Source organism: Pseudomonas quercus (assembly GCF_012033695.1).
Lineage (GTDB): Bacteria > Pseudomonadota > Gammaproteobacteria > Pseudomonadales > Pseudomonadaceae > Aquipseudomonas > Aquipseudomonas quercus.
The window spans coordinates 320224-342534 of the sequence record NZ_JAAVJI010000001.1; the positions used below are offsets into that span (position 1 = coordinate 320224).

Annotated in this window: 19 protein-coding genes and 1 riboswitch; of the genes, 9 read left to right on the top strand and 10 right to left on the bottom strand. The window is 59.8% G+C overall.

All coding sequences use genetic code 11. The features are described 5' to 3' along the window. Window positions 1–89: 89 nt before the first annotated feature. Genes HBH25_RS01385 through HBH25_RS01395 form a run of 3 tightly spaced genes read right to left on the bottom strand, consistent with a single transcriptional unit; the run spans window position 90 to window position 2874 of the window. On the bottom strand, window positions 90–866 hold the full coding sequence (locus HBH25_RS01385) for an ABC transporter ATP-binding protein (protein ID WP_168080747.1): 777 nt from the start codon (window positions 864–866) through the stop codon (window positions 90–92). Further along, window positions 863–1870, bottom strand: a complete 1008-nt coding sequence (locus tag HBH25_RS01390; RefSeq protein ID WP_168080749.1) for a FecCD family ABC transporter permease — start codon at window positions 1868–1870, stop codon at window positions 863–865. Before HBH25_RS01390 ends, HBH25_RS01385 begins: the two co-directional genes overlap by 4 nt. Continuing rightward, window positions 1867–2874, bottom strand: a complete 1008-nt coding sequence (locus tag HBH25_RS01395) for an ABC transporter substrate-binding protein (protein ID WP_420708410.1) — start codon at window positions 2872–2874, stop codon at window positions 1867–1869. The genes HBH25_RS01390 and HBH25_RS01395 overlap by 4 nt, the downstream gene beginning before the upstream one ends. Window positions 2875–3037: 163 nt before the next feature. Further along, a riboswitch (cobalamin riboswitch) is annotated at window positions 3038–3226 on the bottom strand. 114 nt (window positions 3227–3340) lie between these two features. Here HBH25_RS01395 and HBH25_RS01400 point away from each other — a divergent pair. Both HBH25_RS01400 and HBH25_RS01405 read left to right on the top strand, forming a co-directional pair. After that, window positions 3341–5362 (top strand): hybrid sensor histidine kinase/response regulator, encoded by a 2022-nt coding sequence (locus tag HBH25_RS01400; RefSeq protein WP_218585484.1) that lies wholly within the window; start codon window positions 3341–3343, stop codon window positions 5360–5362. 95 nt (window positions 5363–5457) lie between these two features. Further along, window positions 5458–6750: a DUF2254 domain-containing protein gene (locus HBH25_RS01405; RefSeq protein WP_168080755.1), complete on the top strand. Its 1293-nt coding sequence runs from the start codon at window positions 5458–5460 to the stop codon at window positions 6748–6750. Window positions 6751–6752: 2 nt separating this feature from the next. Here the strand turns inward: HBH25_RS01405 and HBH25_RS01410 are convergent, their stop codons facing one another. The 4 genes from HBH25_RS01410 to HBH25_RS01425 form a co-directional block, all read right to left on the bottom strand. Continuing rightward, window positions 6753–7661, bottom strand: coding sequence for a metal ABC transporter substrate-binding protein (locus tag HBH25_RS01410; protein ID WP_168080757.1), 909 nt, complete (start codon window positions 7659–7661; stop codon window positions 6753–6755). Then, window positions 7661–8539 (bottom strand): metal ABC transporter permease, encoded by an 879-nt coding sequence (locus HBH25_RS01415; protein WP_168080759.1) that lies wholly within the window; start codon window positions 8537–8539, stop codon window positions 7661–7663. Before HBH25_RS01415 ends, HBH25_RS01410 begins: the two co-directional genes overlap by 1 nt. Continuing rightward, a complete protein-coding gene (locus tag HBH25_RS01420; protein ID WP_168080761.1) occupies window positions 8536–9291 on the bottom strand; it encodes a metal ABC transporter ATP-binding protein in 756 nt (251 codons plus the stop codon). Before HBH25_RS01420 ends, HBH25_RS01415 begins: the two co-directional genes overlap by 4 nt. A 136-nt stretch (window positions 9292–9427) precedes the next feature. Beyond that, window positions 9428–9688, bottom strand: a complete 261-nt coding sequence (locus HBH25_RS01425) for a type B 50S ribosomal protein L31 (protein ID WP_168080763.1) — start codon at window positions 9686–9688, stop codon at window positions 9428–9430. 202 nt (window positions 9689–9890) lie between these two features. Here HBH25_RS01425 and HBH25_RS01430 point away from each other — a divergent pair, with 202 nt between their 5' ends. Beyond that, entirely contained in the window at window positions 9891–10901 is a 1011-nt protein-coding gene (locus HBH25_RS01430) for a GlxA family transcriptional regulator (RefSeq protein WP_168080765.1), read from the top strand. A gap of 12 nt (window positions 10902–10913) precedes the next feature. Here the strand turns inward: HBH25_RS01430 and HBH25_RS01435 are convergent, their stop codons facing one another. Together HBH25_RS01435 and HBH25_RS01440 are read right to left on the bottom strand one after the other, a co-directional pair. Beyond that, window positions 10914–11681 (bottom strand): substrate-binding periplasmic protein, encoded by a 768-nt coding sequence (locus HBH25_RS01435; RefSeq protein WP_168080767.1) that lies wholly within the window; start codon window positions 11679–11681, stop codon window positions 10914–10916. Between the two features lie 82 nt (window positions 11682–11763). Beyond that, entirely contained in the window at window positions 11764–12594 is an 831-nt protein-coding gene (locus HBH25_RS01440) for a shikimate dehydrogenase family protein (RefSeq protein ID WP_168080769.1), read from the bottom strand. 159 nt (window positions 12595–12753) lie between these two features. Between HBH25_RS01440 and HBH25_RS01445 the strand changes: the two genes are divergently transcribed. After that, window positions 12754–14106 (top strand): MFS transporter, encoded by a 1353-nt coding sequence (locus tag HBH25_RS01445; RefSeq protein WP_168080771.1) that lies wholly within the window; start codon window positions 12754–12756, stop codon window positions 14104–14106. Window positions 14107–14246: 140 nt separating this feature from the next. Continuing rightward, entirely contained in the window at window positions 14247–14708 is a 462-nt protein-coding gene (locus tag HBH25_RS01450; RefSeq protein WP_168080773.1) for a PA2169 family four-helix-bundle protein, read from the top strand. A gap of 153 nt (window positions 14709–14861) precedes the next feature. Here the strand turns inward: HBH25_RS01450 and HBH25_RS01455 are convergent, their stop codons facing one another. Beyond that, window positions 14862–15467 carry a hypothetical protein gene (locus tag HBH25_RS01455; protein ID WP_168080775.1) on the bottom strand — a complete coding sequence of 202 codons (606 nt, stop codon included), beginning with the start codon at window positions 15465–15467 and terminating at the stop codon, window positions 14862–14864. A gap of 1232 nt (window positions 15468–16699) precedes the next feature. On the opposite strand from HBH25_RS01455, the gene HBH25_RS01460 reads away from it, so the two are divergent. The 4 genes from HBH25_RS01460 to HBH25_RS01475 are packed head-to-tail and all read left to right on the top strand — an operon-like array spanning window position 16700 to window position 22305. After that, window positions 16700–17440, top strand: a complete 741-nt coding sequence (locus HBH25_RS01460; protein ID WP_229631774.1) for a helix-turn-helix domain-containing protein — start codon at window positions 16700–16702, stop codon at window positions 17438–17440. Window positions 17441–17451: 11 nt separating this feature from the next. Further along, on the top strand, window positions 17452–19119 hold the full coding sequence (sctC, locus tag HBH25_RS01465; RefSeq protein WP_168080777.1) for a type III secretion system outer membrane ring subunit SctC: 1668 nt from the start codon (window positions 17452–17454) through the stop codon (window positions 19117–19119). A 1-nt stretch (window position 19120) separates the two neighbouring features. Continuing rightward, window positions 19121–20248, top strand: coding sequence for a type III secretion system gatekeeper subunit SctW (sctW, locus tag HBH25_RS01470; RefSeq protein ID WP_168080779.1), 1128 nt, complete (start codon window positions 19121–19123; stop codon window positions 20246–20248). Window positions 20249–20250: 2 nt separating this feature from the next. After that, window positions 20251–22305, top strand: a complete 2055-nt coding sequence (locus HBH25_RS01475) for an EscV/YscV/HrcV family type III secretion system export apparatus protein (RefSeq protein WP_168080781.1) — start codon at window positions 20251–20253, stop codon at window positions 22303–22305. Window positions 22306–22311: the final 6 nt, after the last annotated feature.

The window sequence follows — 22311 nt, forward strand, 5'->3', positions numbered from 1 at the left end:
GAGGAAGCGGAGTTTACTGGTTGTAAATGAGCATTCCGAGTCTGCTTTCAACACAGCATCACCGATGCACAGCTTATTTCAGACAGGCCCTAGAGAGGGCTGAACACCAGCGCCCTGGTCCCATCTTCCAGGTCCTGCAACCAGCGGCCTTTTACACCGAAGGTGTCAGCCAGGCACTCGTCGGTCAGCACCTGTGCCGGTACGCCCAGCGCAACCAGGCGGCCATTGTCCAGCACCGCCAGGCGGTCGCAGGTCAGTGCCTGGTTCAGGTCGTGCAAGGCAATCACAGTGGTCACCGGCAATTGGTTGATCAGCCGCAACAGCGCCAGCTGCTGGCGGATGTCCAGGTGGTTGGTGGGCTCGTCCAGCAACAGCAGGCGCGGCTGCTGGGCCAGCGCACGGGCGATATGCGCGCGCTGGCGTTCTCCCCCAGACAGGCTGTGCCAGAGGCGTTCACTCAGATTTTCCAGGCTCACGGCTGCAAGCGCCTCGCGCACCCGCTGTTCATCCACGGGGCGCCACGGCGCCATGGGCGATAGCCACGGGGTACGGCCTAGCGCCACGGCGTCGTGTACTCGCAAGCGGTCGCTGGTATCGGCCTGTTGCTGGACCACGGCCAGAGTACGGGCCACGTCCCGACGGCTTAAACGGTGCAGGTCGCGCCCTTCCAATTCAACCCGGCCCTGCGTAGGTGAAGCGATACCGGCCAACAGCTTGAGCAGCGTGGATTTGCCCGACCCGTTGGGGCCCACAATGCCCAGCTTTTCACCCGGCTGAAGGGCCAGGCTTACCCCTTGGAGCAAGCAGGCCCCCCGCACCGTCAACCCCAGGTTGTGACAGGCCAGGAGCGGTGCCGGGGTGTTCATCGGCGGTGGCTCCCGTGCAACAGCAGGGCCGCGAAGACGGGCGCACCCACCAGTGCGGTGATGACGCCGATCGGCAATGCCTGGCCTTTGATCAATAGGCGTGACAGCACGTCTGCGGCCATTAGAAACACCGCACCGGCCAAGGCAGACAGCGGAACCAGCCGGCCATGCCCTGGGCCTACCCGCAAGCGCACAGCATGGGGAATCACCAGGCCCACAAACCCGATGGACCCCACCAGCGACACCATCACTGCGGTGACCAGCGCGGCGCAGGTCATCAACAGCACCTGCAGTTGTCGCACCGACACGCCCAATGACGCGGCCGAGTCAGCGCCGAAGGTGAAGGCATCCAGTGCTCGCCGCTGCCACCAGCACACACCCAGCCCCAGCAGCGCGACGGGCACCGCCAGTGCCACTGCCGGCCAGCGTACTCCGCTCAGGTTGCCCATCAGCCAGAACAGAATGCCCCGTGCTTGCTCGGCATTGGCTGAACGGGCGATCACAAACGCCGTGAGGGCGTTGAACAACTGGGAACTGGCGATGCCCGCCAGGATGATCAGCCCTGCGCTGCCACTGGCGCGCGAAGCGCGTGCCAGCACGATGACGAGGGTAAAGGCCAGCAGCGCCCCCAAAAACGACCCCACTGACAGCGAGATCAAGCCGCCGCCGATCCCTAGCACCGATACCAGCACCGCGCCGGTAGACGCACCGGCCGAAATGCCCAGCAGGTAGGGCTCGGCCAGGGGGTTGCGTAACAGCGCTTGCAGGATCAGCCCGCAGATCGCCAGGCCTGCGCCACAGGCGGCCGCTACCAGGGCGCGTGGCAGGCGGTAATTCCACACAATGCCCACGTCGATGGGGTCCAGCGGGTAGTGAGCCCCAGCCAACTGATTGGCCAGTACTTTCAGCACCTGGCCCAAAGGCAGGGCCGTTTCGCCTATGGCCGTGGCGGCCAGCAACGCCCCGGCCAGCAGCAGAAGGCTCCACCCCCAACCTGGCCTCATGGGCGGTAGTGCTCCCGGGCCTCAGCCAGTTGTTCGATACCCTCGAACAGGCGGGTGCTGGCCTGCAACGCATCGGCGTCTACGATCAGGATGCGGCCATGCTTTACCGCATCCATGTTGCGTGTGACCGGGTCGCTTTGGAGAAACGCCAGCTTCTTCTGGTAATCGTCTGCCGGGAAGCGCCGGCGCTCCATGCGTGCGATCACGATAAAGTCAGGGTTGGCCTTGGCCAGGGTTTCCCAACCCACGGTTGGCCATTCTTCAGTGGACGTGACCACATTGCGTATCCCCACGGCATTGAGCAGGTAATCGGCCACGCCTTGCCGGCCTGCCACGAAGGGGTCGGTGGCCAGGGCTGCGCTGGAGAACCACACCACCGCCGTAGGTGCCTTGACCGGGCTGGCTTGGGCCCGCGCCGCCGCACGCGCAAGGCGTGCCTTGTAGTCCGCCACCAAGGCTTGGCCACGGTCGTCCACGTCAAAGATTTTTGCCAGCTCAAGCACGCCGGTGTAGAGCGTGTTGATATCGAAGGCTTGCAGGCGCGTGCCGTCTGCCCCTGTGAGGTTGTCCTTGCCTACACAGTCGGAGGGCATCAGGTAGGTGGGGATATTGAGGTCGTGGAACTGCTCCCGCGTACCTACCGCGCCTTGCGGGCCTACCATCCATTCGAACTGAACCGCTACCAGTTGGGGGCGTTTGCCAATGACGGCTTCGAAGCTGGGCTCGTTGTTGGCCAGGCGTTCCACCTTGGCATTCTGGGCGGCGTATTCGGGCTTGACTGCATCGAACCACAGGGAAGTGGCCGCCAAACGGTCGCCCAGGCCCAAGGCGTAGAACATCTCCGTACCGGCCTGGCCAATGGTGACAACGCGCTGCGGTGCCTGTTCGAAGGTCAGGGCCTTGCCGCAGTTCTGCACAGTAAGCGGGTACTGGGTGGGGGCTGCCAGGGCGGATGTGGCAACGCTTACCAACAAGGCAAGGGCAGGGTAGAGGGGCAGTTTCACAGGCGAACGCTCCAGCAAGGGCAGGGTGGCGCAGCGCAGAAAAGACCTGCCCGCAAGCGCTGCCTGGCCAGGGCCTGGCGCACGGGATGCCTTTTCCGGACACCCCGCCGGTAAGTGGTTGACTAGGGTTTGGATGAAAAGTCGGCGAGCGTAGCCGGTGTTCATACAGCGCCTAAGGCCGGCAGGTCTCCTGACTGGCGCGTCCCCACCGCCCCAGCCTTCCCAGGCAAAGCCCAGTGGCACGTATGGAGCAGGCTCGGCGCCTACAGTTGCGGGGGCAGTTCCGTTTGGGGCCTGAGCCCTTCGGATTCCCTGTTAGTTCCTTTCGGAAACCGGCGCGGGGATAGTAAACCATTGCGGTGTATTGGCAACCCGGCGAGGCCAATGGTCATACAAAGCCGAGGCCAAACCGGTATCATGGCCCAGCCGATATCGGCACGCATTAAGCATGAGGGTAGTGACGGTTATGCATCAGCACTTCTGCCTTGAGGGCGGCGGGGAATGTGGCGAGCGGCTGCGCGCCCTGGACTGGGCACACAGTGCCTTAGGCCCGGTGGCTCAATGGCCGCTGTCCCTGAAAACGGCTGTGCAGATCGTGCTCAGCTCGCAGTTTCCCATGATGGTGCATTGGGGACCTTCGCTTATTACGTTCTACAACGACGCCTACGCGCCCAGCCTGGGCCATAAGCACCCTGGCCACCTAGGGCAGCCCGCCCGGGAATGGTGGGCCGAGATGTGGGACCAGCTCACCCCCATTTTTGACCAGGTATTAGGTGGGCAAGCGTTTTATGTGGAGGACGCGCGCTACACGCCCGACCGCGACGGCGTGGCCGAAGAGGCGTTCTTCACGCATTGCCACAGCCCCCTGTGGGATGACAACGGCAAGGTCGCCGGCATCTTTCTGGTAGTGACCGAAACTACACGGGGTATTCTGGCCGAGCGGCGCCTCAAGGAGCTGAACGCTCACCTTGAAGGGGTGGTGGCCGAACGCACCGAAGACCGCAACGCTTTGTGGCAGCTGTCCCAGGACCTGATGCTGCGCTGCACCGTAGAGGGCGTGATCACGGCGGTCAACCCAGCCTGGACCCAACTGCTGGGCTGGACAGAGGCCGAGCTGCTGGGCAACACCCTGTTCGCCTTTATCCATGACCTGGACCAGGTGAGCACGGCCCAGGAAGCCCGTGACTTGGGCAATGGCATGGAATACTCGCGCCTGGACAACCGCTACTGGCATAAGGATGGCAGCTACCGCTGGATCAGTTGGTCAAGCCGAGCGGGTGATGGCGTGATCAACGCCGTAGGCCGCGACATCACCCAGGACAAGCAACGCATCGAAGCCTTGGCCGCCGCCGAAGACGCTATGCGGCAGTCACAGAAAATGGAAGCCGTAGGCCAGTTGACCGGTGGTGTAGCCCATGACTTCAACAACCTGCTGACCATTATTCGGTCGTCGGTGGACTTTCTCAAACGCCCTGCGTTGAGCGAAGAACGGCGACAGCGCTACCTTACCGCTGTGTCCGATACCGTTGACCGTGCCAGCAAGCTCACGGCCCAGTTGCTGGCCTTCGCCAGGCGGCAGGCGCTTAAACCTGAAGTGTTCGAGGTTGGCGCCAAGTTGCGTGCCTTGGCAGACATGCTCAATACCCTGATGGGTGCCCGTATTTCCGTTATCACTGAGCTGCCCGGCACGGCCTGTTTCATTGAGGCCGATACCAATCAGTTCGAAACGGCCCTTATCAACCTGGCGGTCAACGCCCGAGATGCCATGGACGGTGCGGGTACGCTTATTGTGGAATTGCGCCACGGCATTCCGTTGCCGGCGATTCGTGGCCATGCCCCGGCCGCCGGCCCCTTTGCCGAAATCGCCCTCACGGACACGGGTGAGGGCATTTCGGACGATACGGTGGCACGCATTTTCGAGCCGTTTTTCACCACTAAGCAGGTCGGTAAGGGAACTGGGTTGGGCCTTTCCCAAGTGTTCGGGTTCGCCAAACAGTCTGGCGGCGATGTAACGGTGACCAGCGCTGTGGGCAAGGGGGCACGGTTCAGCCTGTACCTGCCGGAAGTGCAGGCGCAGGTGGCGCCGTATACCGATGTGCCAAATGTAACGCAAGCGGCTCTGGGCACAGGGCAGCGCGTGCTCGTGGTGGAGGACAATATCGAGGTAGGCCGCTTTGCCACTCAGATGCTTGAAGACCTGGGGTACCGCCCTACGTGGGCCGTGAATGCCGAAGACGCAGTGGCTCTACTGGGGCAGAACGGTGCCGGCTTCGATGTGGTGTTCTCCGATGTGGTGATGCCGGGTATGGGCGGCATCGAGCTGGCCAAATGGCTGGCGTTGAACCTACCACAGCTCCCTGTGGTGCTGGCCACCGGGTACAGCCATGCGCTGGCCCTAGGTGGCGCTCAAGGCATCGAGCTGCTGCACAAGCCTTACTCCACTGAGGAACTTGGCCAGGTGCTCAAGCGGGTGATCACCAGGGCCTGAAACTTTCCTGCACGGCGCGTACCCAATGGGCAGGTAGCGGCTCAAGGCGCAATGCCTGCCTGCTGTGTCTGCCTCCCCACACCAAGGTACGCTTCATGATTGCTCGATGGCGCTGGGCCGCGCGTCAACTGACCAAGCGGCTGTGGTTCCGGGCCAGCCTGTTTTCCCTGGTCGGGGTGGCGACTGCGCTGCTGGCGATCCTGTTCAGGGACTTCGTACCTCCGTCCCTCCCAGCCAAGGTAGGGGCGGATTCGGTCGACGACATCCTGTCCATCATTGCCTCCAGTATGCTGGCCGTCACGACCTTTTCCCTAAGCACCATGGTGAGCGCCTACAGCGCGGCCAGCAGTGGCGTGACCCCGCGTGCGACGACCTTGGTGATGGAGGACACCACCACTCAGAACGCCTTGGCCACCTTCATCGGGTCCTTCCTGTTCAGCCTGGTGGGCATCATCGCGCTTAGCACAGGCGCGTACGGGGCGCAGGGCAGGGTCGTGCTGTTTGCTGTGACGATCATCATGGTCATCCTGATCGTGTATACCCTGCTGCGCTGGATCGACCACCTGTCGCGGCTGGGGCGGGTAGGCGAAACCATCGACCGCGTCGAAGCCGCCGCCCTTCAGGCCATGGAGCGCCGTGCCCACTGGCCCTGCCTGGGGGGAGAGCACTACCCTACACACGTGCAGTTGCCGCCAGGCACGCTTACGATCACCAGCCCCACTACCGGCTATGTGCAGCATATGGATGTGGAAGCCCTGGGTGCCCTCGCTCAGGCCCACGACGTGAGCCTGTACATGGACGTATTGCCTGGCACGTTCCTGCACGTTGGCGCCCTCATCGCCCAGGTCACGCCCCGCAAGCCCGGCACGCGCGTAGACGTCGAAGCACTGGGCACTCAGCTTCTGGAGGCCCTCAGCCTTGCGGTACGCCGCACGTTTGAGCAGGACCCTCGCTTTGGCCTGGTGGTGCTGGGCGAAATTGCCTCCCGAGCCTTGTCACCCGCCACCAATGATTCAGGGACGGCCATTGATGTGATCGGCCGAGGCGTGCGGTGTTTCACCCAGTGGTCAATGCTCAAAGGCGATGCTCAGCCGCCCCAGGAGCAGTGCCGAGGGGTGTACCTGCACCCGCTGAAGGTGGCGGACCTGTTCGATGATTTCTTTACCCTTATCGCTCGCGACGGCGCGGGTTTGTTGGAAATCGACATACGCCTGGTCAAGGCTTTAGCCAGCTTGGCGCAGATCGATCCGTCCACCTTCGCCTCGGTGTGCCGGGCCCATACGGCCTTGCTGCTCAAGCGGGCCGACCACGCATTGATGCTGCAGGAAGAGAAAGACCAGTTGCGCGCTCTGGCCAGTAGCCTAGGCCTGCTAGCGGGCCCGGCGTGATATCAGCGAGCGTCAGGCGGTGGCGTGCCCATGGCCGACACCAGGTGGTCCACGTTGTAGCGGAACATGCGGGCATAGGTTGGCGCGGGGCCGTTGGGAGCACTCAGCGCCTCCACATAGAGCGCACCACCGGGCCGTGCGCCACTGGCCGCGGCGATCTGCTGCACCAGCCGCGGGTCGGCGGCGTTTTCGAAGAAATAGGCTGCCACGTGTTCGCGCTTGATCTGTTGTATCAGCGCCGCCACATCGGCTGCGGAGGCCTCGTTCTCGGTGGAAAAGCCCAGGGGTGAGAGGAACGTCACCCCATAGGCGTCCCCAAAGTAGCCGAAGGCGTCGTGGGAGGTCAGCACCTTGCGCCTGGCTGCGGGTATGGCCTGGATCCGGCTGCGGGCGTAGGCATCCAACGCCTTGAGCTGTGTGAGGTAGGCCTGGCCATTGCGGGCGTAGTCTGAGGCATGGGTGGGGTCTTGGTGTTGCAGGGCGGTGATGATGTTTGTCACGTACACCTGCGCGTTGACGGCACTGTTCCAGGCATGGGGGTCCACAACGGTCACACCGTCTTCCTGCAAGGCTCGGGTATGAATACCCTGGGACAGCACTACCGGCGGCTTCGAATAGCCGGAGGCCTGAATCAGGCGGTCCATCCAGCCCTCCAGGTGCAAGCCGCTTACGAATACGATGTCTGCGCCATGCAGCGCCTGGGCGTCGGCTGGGGAGGGCTCGTACACATGGGGGTCACCGTCAGGCCCTATCAGCGACGTTACCGCCACATGATCGCCCCCCACGGTGCGCACCATGTCTGCAATCACCGTAAAGGACGCCACAGCCTGCAAGGGTTGAGCGTGCGCGGTCACGGCGCCCAGGCCGGCCATCAGGGCCACCAGGCCCCGCCATAGAACAGTCAGCGTCATCAGTGAAGCTCCAGGTGTGATGCAGGAAGGGAAGGTGTGCGGCGCAGAAGGCCCCGTGGGCCGCAGAGCAAAGACAGGCCATAGCACCCGCTGGCCGACAACACGATGGCCGGGCCCGAGGCCACGCCCAGGTGATAGGACACGACCAGGCCTACAAACCCCGACAAGCTGGCAATCAAGGTCGCGACCGCCATCAACCCGACCAAGGAGCGGGCCCAGAAGCGGGCGGCGGTGGCGGGCAGCATCATGAGGCCCACGGCCATCAGGGTGCCCAATGTCTGAAAGCCTGCTACCAGGTTGATCACCACCAGCAGCAGGAAGAGCACGTGGTACAGCGACCCACGCCCGCCGACCGCGCGCATGAAGGCCGGGTCAACGCACTCGAATACCAGCGGGCGGTAGATCACAGCCAGCAACAGCAACGTGAAGGAGGCGATACCGGCCACCAGCACTAGCGCAGGTGCATCGATGGCCAGAATGGTGCCGAACAGTACGTGGAGCAGGTCCACGCTGGACCCGTGCAGCGACACGATCATCACCCCTGCCGCCAGCGACGTCAGGTAGAAGCTGGCAAAGCTGGCGTCTTCGTGCAGGGGCGTGAAGCGGCTCACCAGCCCGGCGAGCAGGGCGACAGTCAAGCCGGCGACCAGGCCGCCCAGGCCCATGGCGGGCAAGGACAGCCCGCCCAACAGGAACCCCACAGCCGCGCCCGGCAACACCGCATGGCTCATGGCATCGCCCACCAGGCTCATGCGACGCAGTACCAGCAGCACGCCCACCGGGCCAGACCCTACGCCCATGGCCAGGCAGGCCGCCAGCGCGCGCCGCATAAAGCCGAACTCCACGAACGGTTGAATGGCAACGCTGTAGAACGTCATGGTGCTACACCGGCAGGGCAGTACACCCACGGGCCGTTATCTGTGCTGGCGGCGGCCAGGTGGCGCGCCTGGCGCAGGTGGTCGGCAACCAGCACAGTAGAGGTTGGCCCCCAGGCTACCAGGCGGCCCGCCATTAACAGGGTAGAGGGAAAATGCTGCCGAACCTGTTCCAGGTCGTGCAGTACGGCAATCACAGTACGGCCTTGTTGGTGCCATTGTTGCACCAGACGTAGCAGGTCCTCGGTGGTGCGCGCATCCATGGCGTTGAATGGCTCGTCCAGTACGATCAGGGGCGCCTCCTGCAGCAACAGGCGGGCAAACAATACCCGTTGCAGCTGCCCCGAAGACAAAGCCGCGATGCTGCGCTGTTCGAAACCCGGCAGGCCTACGGTGGCCAGGCAGTCGGTCACCTGCTGTGCTTGAGCACGGCTGTGCCGACGCAGGGCGCCTGAGGTACGCCAGGCACCCATGGCCACCAGATCGGCCACGGTGAGTGGAAACCCTCGGTCTATTTCAGCCGCCTGGGGCAGGTAGCCAATGGCCTGCGCGCTAAGCGTACCCAGGCTGATGCAGCCACGGGCAGGGCGGAGCAGGCCCACCAAGGCCTTGGCCAAGGTGGATTTTCCAGCGCCATTGGGCCCAACGATTGCAGTGAGGCTGCCCATTGCGAAGCTACCGCTAAGCCCTTGCACGGCGGCATGGCGATCATAGGCCAACGTGAGGTCGGACAGTACAACGGCTGGAGGCGTCATGGGACGGCCACCGCCCACCCGACCACCATCCACAACGCAAGCAGCACGCCGCCGGCCAGCAGTACCCGTTCCACTGCAGAACGGGCAATAAACGATGTGTGCATACCGGTGCCTGCCCCACCTAGGTGATCAGCGTTTACTTGGGTTGGCCGGCGAAGCCAGCGAAGCGCTTGTTGAACCCTGCCACACGGCCCTCGGTTTTCGCCTTGCGTTCCTGGCCGGTATACACCGGATGTGAAGCACTGGAGACGTCCAGGGTGACATAGGGGTAGGTGTTGCCATCGGTATGAGTGAAGGTCTTGTCCGTGCTGACGGTGGAGCCGATGAGCCAAAAGGCGTCGGCACCGACGTCGTGGAACAGGACGGGGCGGTAGACTGGGTGAATGTCAGGTTTCATGCCTTTCTCCATAATGTTATACAGTAACAATATAGAGAGAAGCGATGCCCCTGACAAGGCCTATTGGCCACGCGCACCCAGCATGGCGTGCTCAAGGTGTATACAAAGGCGCGCACTCAGGGTAATGAATAGGCGCAAACGTGGCAGGTAAGCACCTACCCTTGGCCCCACACTTTCCCGGAAGCACCTGACCGAGCATCGAATGAGCGACAGACGGCTTTTCAGCGGCGCCATGCAAGGCAAGAATTTCCGCTACGTGCAGCACAGCAGAAATGCCAAGCCGGTGCAGTCCCGTGTGGGCTTTATTCTGCTGGAGCATTTTTCACTGCCTGCGTTCACCCAGGCGCTGGATACGCTGGTCACGGCCAACCTGCTGCAGCCCGAAGCCTTCAGCACGTGCACCCTCACGCTCACAGGCGAGGAGGTGGTGAGCGACTTAGGGCTGGTGATCCGGCCGGACAGCAGCTTGGCCCAGTGTCGCCTGGAAGCGCTGAACCTGCTGGTGGTGTGTGGCGGCTTTCGCACGTTGTTGCAGAGCGATGCTGCGCTTAGGGCCGCGCTTAAACGCGCTTGCGAGAAAGGTGTAGCCTTGGCGGGGCTATGGAACGGTGCCTGGTTCCTGGGGCAGGCCGGCCTGCTGGACGGTTACCGCTGCGCGATTCACCCCGAGCACAGGCCGGCCCTGGCAGAAATTGCCCAGCACAGCCAGGTCACCAGCGAAAGCTACATCGCCGACCGCAACCGCTACACCGCCGCCAGCCCCAATGGCGCGTTCAACATGGTGCTGGAATGGATCGGCCAGAGCAGTGGCGCCGCACTGGTAGATGGCATCGTGGACATCCTGGCCTTTGAAGCTTCGCGTTACAAACGGGTTAACCCCAAGCTGCAACTCAAGCTTACGGCTCCCCTGCGCGAAGTGGTCAAGCTGATGGAAGCCAATCTGGAAGAACCCCTGGACCTCACCCAGATCGCTGCCTATGTGACCCGCTCGCGGCGGCAGATCGAGCGGCTGTTCCAGCAGCAACTCAATACCACACCCTTGCGGTATTACCTGGAGCTGCGCGTGACCGAAGGCCGTCGCCTTTTACAGCACTCCAGCCTGAGCGTGGTGCAAGTCGCGGTGGCCTGCGGATTCGTGTCGCCCAGCCATTTCAGCAAGTGCTATACCGCGTTCTTCGGCCACCCGCCCTCCAAGGAACAGCGGCTGGGCTAAAAAGCGGTTCCATCACGTGCCCGGGGCCAGCCATTTGCGCATCACAGCCTCGTAAGTACCATTTTCCCGTACCCGGGCCAGTGCTGCCTGGAAGCGCGCCACGGTAGGTGCAGGCGTGCCGTTGCTAAAGGCCATGTTGAGCCCGACGGGGCTGCTCAAGGCGGGCAGGGGTAGCGAACGTACCAAGGCCTTGGCAGGGTCATCGCCGTTCTTGCGCATCAGGTAGTTGGCATTGAGCTCGTTGGAGATCCACAGCTCCACATGCTCCACTTTGAGCATGCGGTAGTTGTGCTCGTACCGGTTGCTCGATTGCAGCTCAACCCCAGGCTTGAAGCCGTGGGCCAACAGATATTGCTGGCCTACGTCCATGTTGACCGTTGCGATCTGATGGCCGTGTGCCTGCTCCAGGCTGTCCAAGTGGACAGGCCGTTCGGCCAAGCTATAGAGATACCAATTGGTCGGGGCAATAGGGCCGATCCATTGAAAGCGTTGCTCGCGCTCAGGCGTACGTGCAATCGAGTAGATCAGCACGTTCGGCACGCTCAACGCCCGATCGTAGGCGCGTGCCCACGGCATGACCTGAATCGGCACTTCCATCCCGGCTTCCTTCATCACCGCCCGGACGATTTCAGTGCTGAAACCGGTAACGCCACCGTCCTCAGTCATGTTGTACGGCGGCATTTCTTCCGTAACCGCCTCAATCTCGTTCTCGGCCCATACGGGGGCAGTAGCGGCCATGAACAACGTGGCAAACCATAAGTGCTTCATCGAGCCATTCATGGCGGCAAGGGCTCCTGTGCAGTGAGTCTGTGTTGACAGGCAGGCATTGGTAAAACGTTGGATTCACCAGGCCACCAGGGTTTCAATCACTGTTGGCGCCTGCGGCCATCGGCTCGGGCATCACGCCCATGAACATGCCTAAGTCTTCCATCTGGGCCAGGGCCATCTCAGGCCCTGCCTGAACCCGGCACCCTTTGGCCTTGGCGAGCTTCAACAGCGCCGTGTTCGCGGGCTTGGTGACCACGTCCGCCACTAGCGTGTGAGGAGCAAGGTCAGCCAGCTGTTCGGCCGGCAAAGGCGTTTCTCCAGTGTCGCCCATGCCAACGGCCGAGGCATTGATCACCAGGTCATAGGTTGCCAGGTGCTGCACCTGTGCATCTAGCACTGCCTCGCCAAAGGCTTCGCCCAAAGCCGATGACAGATGAGCAACACGGGCGGCGTCAGGGTCTATGATGTCCAGCACCGCCAGGCCCCCGCTTAGCAAGCTATAGGCAATAGCCGCGCCTGCGCCGCCGGCCCCCAGCAGCAGGGCACGCTTGCCGGCAGGGTTGAAGCCATGACTCGCCGCAGCCTTTATGAAACCTTCGCCGTCTACATTGTCACCCAGCAGCTGGCCTTGTGCCGTTCGCCGAATCACGTTCACGGACTGCAACAGCCGCGCCCGTGCACTCACTTCGTCGAGCAGGGGTACCACGGCCTGCTTATAGGGTACGGTGATTACGCAACCGCGCAGGTTGTTCCAGCCTCGCAGGGTAGACATCAAGGCGGGTATGGCCTCGGCCTGCAGATCAATAGGCAGCATGGCCAGGTCCAGCCCCTGGGCCTGAAACCACCGGTTGAAGTTGGTAGGGGACTGGACCTGGGCAATGGGGCTCCCCACGATGGCAACCAAACCTGTAGTGCCATGGATCATAGTCGTCGGTGTCCTTTGGGCTGAGGGTATCGAAAGGCGACCTGTGGGCCGGTGTAGAGCGGTTTTCGCGTTTCTGGCTATGCCGGTGACGTTTCTTGAACAGGGCCGTGTGCGCTTCGTTGGTGATAATCCTACAGATCAATGATCTGGAGCGCGTGCATGGTCACTCAAACCCCTGAGCAGGTTTCCCCCGCAACGCTTCGCAAGGTCATCGCGGCAGCGGCCATTGGCAACTTTGTGGAATGGTTCGACTTTGCCGTCTATGGCTTTCTGGCCACCCTCATAGCCAACCAGTTTTTTACGGGGAGCAGCCCCAGTGTAGGCCTGCTGAAAACCTTTGCGGTGTTTGCGGTCGCTTTTGCCCTGCGCCCCTTGGGCGGCATTGTATTCGGCGCCTTAGGCGACCGGCTGGGGCGAAAGCGCATACTGTCGATCACTATTTTGATGATGGCAGGCGCCACAACCTTGATCGGGCTGCTACCCACCTATGCCAGCATCGGGGTAATGGCGCCGGTGCTGCTAACCCTGGCGCGCTGTGTCCAGGGGTTCTCGGCCGGTGGGGAGTACGCCGGTGCTGTGGCCTACCTGATGGAACACGCCCCACGGCATAAACGGGCCTGGTACGGCAGCTTCGTGCCGGTGTCTACCTTTTCCGCTTTTGCCGTGGCGGCGGTATTGGCCTATGCCTTGGAGGCCAGCCTGTCGCCCGATGCCATGGCAAGCTGGGGCTGGCGAGTGCCGTTCCTGGTGGCGGCGCCTCTGGGCATCGTGGGCTTGTTCCTGCGCTGGCGCATGGAGGAAACCCCAGCGTTCAAAGCCGTTCAAGTGGAGGGCAAGGGGCATGCCCATTCGCCACTCAAGGCCACCTTGCGCCACCACGGCCGCGCGATTGGCTGCCTGGGGGCGTTCATTTCACTTACCGCGTTATCGTTCTACATGTTCACTACGTACTTCGCCACCTACCTTCAAGTAGCTGGCCACCTGAGTCGTGCACAAGCGTTGCTGGTCTCTACCGTTGCCCTGTTATTCGCCGCTGCCGCTTGCCCATTGGCGGGCGCCTTTTCAGACCGTGTGGGCCGGCGCAAAACCGTTGGTTTCACCTGTTTGTGGGTCATGGTCACAGTGTTTCCGGCCTACTGGCTGGCCGGTTCGGGTGCCGTCGCCCCGGCCATTGCCGGTGTGCTGATGCTGGCTGTGGGGGCTTTGCTGTGTGGCGTGGTAACGGCGGCGCTGCTGGCTGAGACCTTCCCCACCCGCACTCGCTACACGGCCTCGGCCATTACCTACAACATGGCCTATACCTTGTTCGGCGGTACGGCGCCGCTGGTTGCTACCTGGCTTATCGATGTCACGGGCAGCAGCCTGGCCCCTGCGTTCTACCTGGTAGCCATTGCCTTGCTGGCGCTGGCAGGCGGCCTGGCCTTGCCGGAAACCTACCGCATTTCCCTGCATGGGGAAGAGGACGCCACCCTGGCCTTCCATCCCGAAGCTGGTCAGGCCCCTGCGGCCTGATGTAACTCTTTTCATCCATCGTGCTTATAAAAAACTGAACCAGCGCCAAGCGGTACGCCCTAACCTGACGAGTACTTTAAAAGCGCTTGCACACGGCTGCCTCTAGGGCCCTTAAGGGCCGTCCATTCAGGAGATACACGATGACTGACGTGAACAAAGAAACCATTAGCGTACTGAACGACCTGATCGAAACCTCCAAAGACGGCGAAGCGGGTTTCAAGGACCTGGCTGAAAACACCAACAACGCCCACCTCAAAGCAGTCTTCACCAAAGCGGCGGGTGAAACCGCCAGCGCTGCTGCTGAACTGCAAGCACACGTGCGTAGCCTGGGCGGCGATCCGGAAACTACCACCAGCGTTGCCGGCGACCTGCACCGCCGCTGGGTAGACCTGAAGTCCGCCATCACTGGCAAGGACGACGCGGCCCTGCTCAACGAAGCCGAGCGCGGTGAAGACGTCGCGAAAAAGAGCTACAAAAAAGCACTGGAGAACACTGAAATCTCCACCGAAGCCCGTGCATTGATCCAGAAGCAATTCGACGGCGTAATGCGCACCCACGACGAGGTCAAGGCCTTGCGTGACCAGGCGCGCGCTCAGAAGTAAGCAGCGATGTGAGGCGGCGGTTGAACCGCTGCCTCGCTTGTTTTTTTCTTTCGTCAGTTTCTATTTGAAAGAAGTCGTTAGTAGGTATCTAAAGCTTTTTACAAGGCCAATCGATGGCTTACAAACGTGTAATCTCGTGGTTTTTAACGGGTATCAATCAGTCCTGTTATTTGAACTGGAGACAGCCTTGCGCTTACTCCATTCTCTAAAAATCTCAAGGCTAGTAATTTTTAAAGCCTCATTTGACCCTAGTTTGGCCTCATAAAATCGAAGAGCATTATAAGTTTTATTAGGGTCAGCGACACAGCGCGTCATCAAGTCAAACAGACCAGGGCAGCCTAGGCCTATATTGGCTTTTACTGAGCCGTTAACCTCAATAACCAAGTCGCTGATCTGTTCGTTGGACAGGCTTTTTAGGCATTCTTCTACTTTTTTTATCAAGCTGCAAGTGTAGTCCAATTTGGCACTTGGTTGGTCGGGCGGGGTTATGCTGTAAGGCGCGCTATCTAGAAAATTGAAGCAGTCCAGCGTCCTTGCCGATGAATGAGCTATCACTTGATCTAGAAGCCTGGAAATATATCTTCTAATACAGTGCCCGGCCTTAGCAGGCTGATGTGCTTGCAAGGATGGTTGATTTGGTGTGTTGCCAGTTTTTTTGAATGCTGTAAGTATCACGTTATTATCTGCGCGGAAGCGGATAATGTCATCCAGTCTTACAATTTGGGTGGGCTTGAGGAATGAAGCTGGACTGATATCCATGATTTTCCAGTATTTTTAGGTTAATTAAAGATCGACCGCAGAATAGCGCGCTATAATTAAACTTAAGGCTGTTGAATATGATACGGTTTATAGAAATTCGCTGTAACGGTTTCTGGCCAGGTTAAGATTATTTCGCTGGCATTTTAGCGCTTATGGATTGGGCACCTGCTTTAAGTGCGAGTAGCTCATCGTATCTTCACGAGTGCTGCTGTATATCATGGCTGTGCATTTTTTAGTTGGCTCTATATTATTGGGCTTTAGCGATTCGCAAATATTTTAATAAAGGGTATCCAATTTTTGATAGCTATATCCCAGGCCGTGAATATTGCGCTCGGGACCGTTTGCGTCCTTTGAGTGCAGAGCGTTATATTTCAAAGGCTGTATTGGGTTTTTTTCTGATTCATCACTACCTGGTACTTTGGTTCTGTCAGGTATTTTGCTGGGGCTTAATAAATAGAATAATCGTCCGCGCGAAGCGGCGATATTATCATCTATATCCAAGGAGCTATTCTTATCTATATTTTTGAAATTAAAATAGTTGTGTTTCGTAGCTGAGCGAGAATGCGTGTAATTTTTGGCTGGTCTCATGGGCTAAAATTTCAAATGGGTTTACGCTATTTTTTGCGCTAGTAAATTTCTTTGCAATCTAAGATCCAGAAATTTCCATAGCGTTCGGTATTACTGTATGTATTAGCGATCTAAAGGCTACATGTAAAAACATTTTTATCTCCAAGGGTATACGCATTTAGGCGTGGGTGCGACGAAGGCCGGTGCGGATTAAAAGCTTTGTCTGCTGGCCATACCTCCATAAACCGCTCACAAAAAACCCATGAAAATAAAAAGCGCTTTTTGATAGGCACTCAAGGCCAACAACCGCTAGGGTCTGCGCTTTTAAGAAAGATGCGGGAGGCCCCAGATGCCTATTGAGCGAGCGCACCGAACAGACCACCCTGATGTGATATCAGCAGTGCCCCCCCGACGAATATCGCCGCTCGGTTGTCTGCTCAACGCCAAGGCACTTGGCCGCATGTTCCAAGTGCCTACCACACGGGTTGGACAGTTGTAGAAGTAGGTGACGAGTGTCATAGCACCCAATGGGTTCGAATCGGTACGCTTCCCTATCGCTACATTTTATGTACTTGCAAGGTCGTCATCAGGTTTCCATCAGGATTGGCCCAGCCTCGGCACGCATCATAGCTGGCAGATTATTACCGGCGTAAGGCGTGTCCCACATGTCATCGTTATCCGTCCTTAGTGGCCTGTCGCATTGGTGCGAAGGCATGCGACCGCCAGAGCAAGCATTCTGGCTGTACGAGGTCAATGGCGAACTCCAGATGCATTGTCGTACAACCGGCGCGCAGTGGGCAGTCGAGCAGGGTTGGAAAGGCCTTGTGATGCTGACCGCGGGTTGGCATGTGATGACAGGCGACGCGCAAGTCATTGCGATTCGCGATGCTGGCCTGGCCAGGCTGCAATATTTCCTGGACAAGGCCTGGCCTACGGCCTACCAGCAGGCGGCTGCCTGCCCTGGGCTAGCCGAGCCCACATTTTCAGCGAACGGTAAAAAGCAGCTCCAGCGCTGGTACCTGGAGCGCGCCATGCGTGGCGACGCCGACTACGTGAGCTTTGCCTGCACCTTGCGAAGCCTGGAAAGCTACCGTGTGGTGACGTTCCTCCATGACGAAGCCAATTCACACCTCAAGCTCCATGAACTGGCCGCGCGGTATGGCGTGTCGGTCTCGCATTTCCGAAGGCTCTGTCGCCAGGCCATGGGCGCTACGGTGAAAACCGAACTTCGGGCCTGGCGCGCGGCCAGGGCGCTGTTGGCCATTACTGAAGGGGGTACCTCGTTGACCGACCTTGCCCTTAGCCTGGGCTATGCCTCTTCCTCCCATTTTTCCAAGGAAATCAAAGAGCTGGTGGGCGTTGTACCCAGTCGCTTGAACGATATCACCCGTCTGCCTGGCTTATGAGAAACCGTAAAATGATTACCCTGCGAACCTGTCTGTTTGTGACGCTGCTGGGGGTGGCCTTGCCGCCTGTTGCCTTCTCGCAATCCAACCCACCTGCTCAGCCTGGTGAAGGCTATGTGGCTCGCCAAGAGAGCCTGCGTACCTTTTTCGAGGTGCTGGCAGCACCGCTCGGCCAGCCCATTATCGTGAGCAAGGCGGCTGCCAAGCGTACAGTCAATGGCAATTTTTCCCTTGAAAATCCCCGCAAGACCCTAGAGCGCCTAGCACGCCAGCTGGGCCTGATCTGGTACAGCGACGGGCAGGCGATTTACCTGTATGAAGCCAATGAGTCCAAGCAGGCTGTCATATCGCTTAAGACCCTGACGGTGCCTCGGCTGGAGTCTTTCCTGCGGCGTTCCGGGCTCCTTGATGCGCGCTATCCCTTGCGAGGTGATGGCCTGCGCACGCTCTATGTGGCCGGGCCACCTATTTTCGTTGACATCGTTGCCCAGGCGGCCACCTTCATGGACAACCAGGGGGCTGCGCTGCAACTGGGCCAGCAACGTATTGGTGTGGTTCAGGTACGCAATACGTTCGTAGGCGACCGCGAATTCAGCATGCGTGATCAGGTGGTTAAAGTCCCTGGCATGGCCACTGTCATTGAGCAATTGCTGAGCGGCGAAAAGCAGGGTGTCGACGTGCAGGTAGATCGGGCAACGCCCTCGGTACGCCAGGACCGCCCTTTGGCGATGCCGGCATTTCCCGGAGAAGCGGCTGCCAACCTGGCGCCGTCGCTGGCCGCCAATGTCGAGTCGCAACTAGGCGCGGGGAACATCCGCATCGTCGCCTACCCGGACACCAACAGCCTGCTGGTCAAAGGCTTGCCGGAGCAGGTGCGTTTCATTGAAAACCTAGTGGCTGCCCTGGATGAATCCAAGCGCCATGTGGAGCTGTCCCTGTGGATCATCGACGTCAGCCAGGACGACCTGAACCAATTGGGTGTGAACTGGCAGGGTGGCGTCGGTGTAGGCGGGAAGTTCGAGGTATCGCTCAACCGCGGGTCGGTAAGCACGCAGGACACGATGTCGTTCCTGGCGGCCGTGTCAGCACTGGAGCAGAAGGACCGTGCTAATGTGGTGTCCCGCCCCGTGGTACTGACCCAGGAAAACGTACCGGCGATTTTTGACAACAGTCGCACGTTCTACGCCTCGCTGGTGGGAGAGCGCGCGGTGGACCTCCAAGAGGTGACCTACGGCACATTGGTCAGCGTGCTGCCCCGTATCGGGCCGGCCAACGATATCGAGATGGTGCTCAACATCGAAGATGGCAGCGAGATCGACAGCGCCAGGGCCCGCGACGACGATTCTGAAGCCAGCCTGCTACCGACGGTGGGGCGAACCCGCATCAGCACAGTTGCCCGCGTACCTCACGGCAAGAGCCTGCTGGTAGGAGGGTTCACTCGCGATGAAAGCAGTGAGCAAGTACGGCGCATTCCTGTACTTGGGCGCATTCCTTACTTGGGCAGGCTCTTTAGTTACAAGCAGACCCGCAAGGGCAATACCGCTCGGATCTTTTTGATTCAACCCCGTGAAATCTTCGGCAGCCAGCCCGAAGGCGGTGGCCGGCTGGCCGAAGACCTGTTCAACGCACGTAGCCTGACCGAACCTGAAAAAGCCGTCTACCGGGCGCTGGAGCACTGAGATGGCCATCAACGGCATAGGGGCACAGGCCATGGGCAGGTTCAGAGCGCCTGAACTCAATGCCCAGGAGCGCCAGCAGCAGGCAGTGGAGGACGACAGCCAAGTTGATCGTAGCCCAGCGTCGCAAGTCGCACGTTTTGTAGAAACCAGTGACGAAATGGCTGCTGCGTTGCGCTCGCAGTTTCGCAGGCGCAATGAGCTCAATGAAAAGGCCGACAGCCTGTCGGACAGCTTTGACCGGGTGCTGGAGGAGAACGTCCTGCCCAAGGCACTGGGCATTCAAGCGTTGGCCGGGCAAGCCGGCAAATCCCTAGAGTGGCTGTTGCTAGAGGCACGGCGCCAGTTTCCCGACCCCAGCGACCTGGTCATGGTGCTGCGCGGGCTGCTGGCGCAAGACAAAATGACCCCTATGGTTAGGCAGCGCCTTGAGGCACTCCTGGCCATGGTCATCGCCCAGACCCCACCCAAACCGCTAAAAGCAGGCATCAATACGGCGCTCAAGGCTCGCCTCTTCGGCCGCCGTTTAAGATTACGCGCATCGGCGCTACGCAACACCTATCGACACTTCCTGGAGAGTGAGGAGGGACCGGTGGACGCCTACGAAAACTGGATTGCCCTATACGGCGAACAGTACCGCGCCGATGTACTGGACTTCATCGAAGCCGCCGTGTTGACCGACTGCACATGCGTAGACCCCAGTTGCACACCTGCCGAATTCGGGACGCTGATGATACGCCTCAGCGAACTTAAGCTGCTGCGATCTGCCGACCATGCCTTCGTTCGTCGAGTGCTTGGCCAACCGTGCATTACTGACTACAACAGCCGCGAGGCTGATTGGCTGGTGTTTATGCTGGGGTTGTTGCGTTACCCAGGCCAGGTCCGCCAGCTGCTCCAGGATGCCTTGGGCCAGGCGCTGCTCATGGCTTCAGCGAAAGCGCGGGGTGCGGCCTTGCAGTGCCTGCGCCAGGCGTGCCTGGCCTTGCCAGGTCGACTGTTCACCGATGATGAGGCATGCGAACAGGTCGCTGAGCAATTCAGCCAGCTGGCCACGTTGACCCACACACAGGAGCGCATTGACCACCTTGCTGCTCTGCACCATTTCAACACTAGCCAGACCCATACGGATTGAGCATGTTCAACCAGCTACTTCGCAACGCTACGGCGCGACCTGAACTGATCATCGTTACCTTGATGGTTTTGGTGATCGCGATGCTGATCATTCCTCTGCCCACTGAACTGGTGGACTTTCTGATCGGCCTGAATATCGTTATCGCTATTCTGGTGTTTCTGGGTACGTTTTACATTCAGCGCATTCTGGATTTTTCCTCCTTCCCAGCGCTGCTATTGATCACCACCCTGTTCCGCCTGGCGTTGTCGATCAGCACCAGCCGGCTGATCCTAAGCCAGGCCGATGCGGGTGAAATCATCACCTCGTTTGGTGAATTCGTGATAGGTGAAAGCCTGGTCGTGGGTTTTGTGGTGTTTTCTATCGTCACCGTGGTGCAGTTCATTGTCATCACAAAAGGGTCGGAGCGCGTGGCTGAGGTCGCCGCCCGTTTTTCCCTGGATGGCATGCCTGGTAAACAGATGAGCATTGACGGCGACCTCAAGGCCGGTGCTATCGATGCCAAGCAAGCCGGCGAAAAACGCCTGAAGCTAGAGCGTGAGAGCCAGTTGTACGGTTCTTTCGACGGCGCCATGAAGTTTATCAAGGGCGATGCGATCGCTGGCATCATTATCATTTTTGTCAACTTCATCGGTGGTATCACCATTGGCGTTGGCCAAATGGGCATGGACGTTTCCACCGCCATGTCGACCTATACGCTATTGACTATCGGTGACGGCCTGGTTGCTCAGATACCGGCACTGTTGATCGCTATTGGGGCAGGCTTTATCGTCACGCGCGTGGAGAGCGAAGAAAGCAACTTGGGCCGCAGTATGATGGCGCAGTTGCTCAGCAACCCGTTTGTATTGGGCGTCACCTGTCTGCTGGCCTTGGCGGTGGGGGTACTGCCAGGCTTTCCACTGTTTGTGTTCCTGATTATCGCAGCGGCCTTGGTGGGCGTACTGTGGTTTCGACATCGAGCGGCCTTGTTGCCGACCCGGCCTGGCACCGAACAAACTCGGCATATGGCAGGGGAGGAAAGCGGTGGCACTACCGATGGCTTGATTGCCAAAGTTGATGACCTGGCCACTGAGACCGTTCCGTTGATAGTGCTGGTCTCCCGGCCCGTACTGGCTCAACTTGAAAGTGCACAGGTCGCCGAACGCCTTCGCAGCAGCTTTTTCATGGACTACGGCGTGAAAGTGCCCGAGTTGCACCTTCGCGCAAGCGACGCGCTGCCTGATGGCCAGGTCGCCGTACTGATCAACGAGGTACGTGCCGAGCAGTTCGATATTTTCTTTGATCGTCTTCGTTTGGTGACCTTGCCTCCCGCCGCAGAGCACCTAGCGCTGAACGTGCGTGAAGGCCTGGATGCCAACCGTCAGGTTGGGCACTGGTGCCAAGTGGCGGACAAAGCAACGCTCGAAGGCCTTGGCTGTCAGCTCCGGCCGGCCTACGACGAGCTGTACCGGTGCCTGGTGCTGTTACTGGCACGTAACATTCAAGAGTTTTTCGGCATTCAGGAAACCAAGAAGCTGCTTGATGAAATGGACGGGCGCTACCCCGACCTGCTCAAAGAAGTCTACCGCCATTGCACTGTGCAGAAGATCGCCGAAATCCTTCAGCGGCTGCTCAGCGAGCGTATTTCAGTACGCAACCTGAAGTTGATCCTCGAAGCCTTGGCGCAATGGGGCAGCCGTGAGAAGGACAATCTTGCGTTGTGTGAACATGTGCGTACGGCCCTGGGGCGTTACATCAGCAACAAGTTTGCCCACGGCAATGAACTGCGCGCGCTAATGCTTTCGCCCGCTTTTGAAGACGTGCTGCGAAAAGGTATTAGGCAAACCAACGCCGGTAGCTTCCTCAACCTGGAACCCGCCGACGCAGAGCAACTGCTGGACCAGCTGGCCGTAGGCCTGGACCAGCTCAACATTGCCCAAAAAGACGTTGTGCTATTGGCCTCGGTCGATGTGCGCCGTTACGTGAAAAAGTTTGTGGAAAGCCGCTTCCGTGAGCTGGATGTGATGTCGTTCGGCGAAGTGAGCGAAACCATTTCTATAAACGTGCTCAAAACGATCTAAGGAATA

Bases quoted from the DNA above. Each gene is read 5' to 3' on its own strand.
- HBH25_RS01385 (WP_168080747.1), bottom strand. From the start codon at position 866: ATGAACACCCCGGCACCGCTCCTGGCCTGTCACAACCTGGGGTTGACG.
- HBH25_RS01390 (WP_168080749.1), bottom strand. From the start codon at position 1,870: ATGAGGCCAGGTTGGGGGTGGAGCCTTCTGCTGCTGGCCGGGGCGTTG.
- HBH25_RS01400 (WP_218585484.1), top strand. From the start codon at position 3,341: ATGCATCAGCACTTCTGCCTTGAGGGCGGCGGGGAATGTGGCGAGCGG.
- HBH25_RS01405 (WP_168080755.1), top strand. From the start codon at position 5,458: ATGATTGCTCGATGGCGCTGGGCCGCGCGTCAACTGACCAAGCGGCTG.
- HBH25_RS01410 (WP_168080757.1), bottom strand. From the start codon at position 7,661: ATGACGCTGACTGTTCTATGGCGGGGCCTGGTGGCCCTGATGGCCGGC.
- HBH25_RS01415 (WP_168080759.1), bottom strand. From the start codon at position 8,539: ATGACGTTCTACAGCGTTGCCATTCAACCGTTCGTGGAGTTCGGCTTT.
- HBH25_RS01420 (WP_168080761.1), bottom strand. From the start codon at position 9,291: ATGACGCCTCCAGCCGTTGTACTGTCCGACCTCACGTTGGCCTATGAT.
- HBH25_RS01425 (WP_168080763.1), bottom strand. From the start codon at position 9,688: ATGAAACCTGACATTCACCCAGTCTACCGCCCCGTCCTGTTCCACGAC.
- HBH25_RS01430 (WP_168080765.1), top strand. From the start codon at position 9,891: ATGAGCGACAGACGGCTTTTCAGCGGCGCCATGCAAGGCAAGAATTTC.
- HBH25_RS01435 (WP_168080767.1), bottom strand. From the start codon at position 11,681: ATGAATGGCTCGATGAAGCACTTATGGTTTGCCACGTTGTTCATGGCC.
- HBH25_RS01440 (WP_168080769.1), bottom strand. From the start codon at position 12,594: ATGATCCATGGCACTACAGGTTTGGTTGCCATCGTGGGGAGCCCCATT.
- HBH25_RS01445 (WP_168080771.1), top strand. From the start codon at position 12,754: ATGGTCACTCAAACCCCTGAGCAGGTTTCCCCCGCAACGCTTCGCAAG.
- HBH25_RS01450 (WP_168080773.1), top strand. From the start codon at position 14,247: ATGACTGACGTGAACAAAGAAACCATTAGCGTACTGAACGACCTGATC.
- HBH25_RS01455 (WP_168080775.1), bottom strand. From the start codon at position 15,467: ATGGATATCAGTCCAGCTTCATTCCTCAAGCCCACCCAAATTGTAAGA.
- HBH25_RS01460 (WP_229631774.1), top strand. From the start codon at position 16,700: ATGTCATCGTTATCCGTCCTTAGTGGCCTGTCGCATTGGTGCGAAGGC.
- sctC (WP_168080777.1), top strand. From the start codon at position 17,452: ATGATTACCCTGCGAACCTGTCTGTTTGTGACGCTGCTGGGGGTGGCC.
- sctW (WP_168080779.1), top strand. From the start codon at position 19,121: ATGGCCATCAACGGCATAGGGGCACAGGCCATGGGCAGGTTCAGAGCG.
- HBH25_RS01475 (WP_168080781.1), top strand. From the start codon at position 20,251: ATGTTCAACCAGCTACTTCGCAACGCTACGGCGCGACCTGAACTGATC.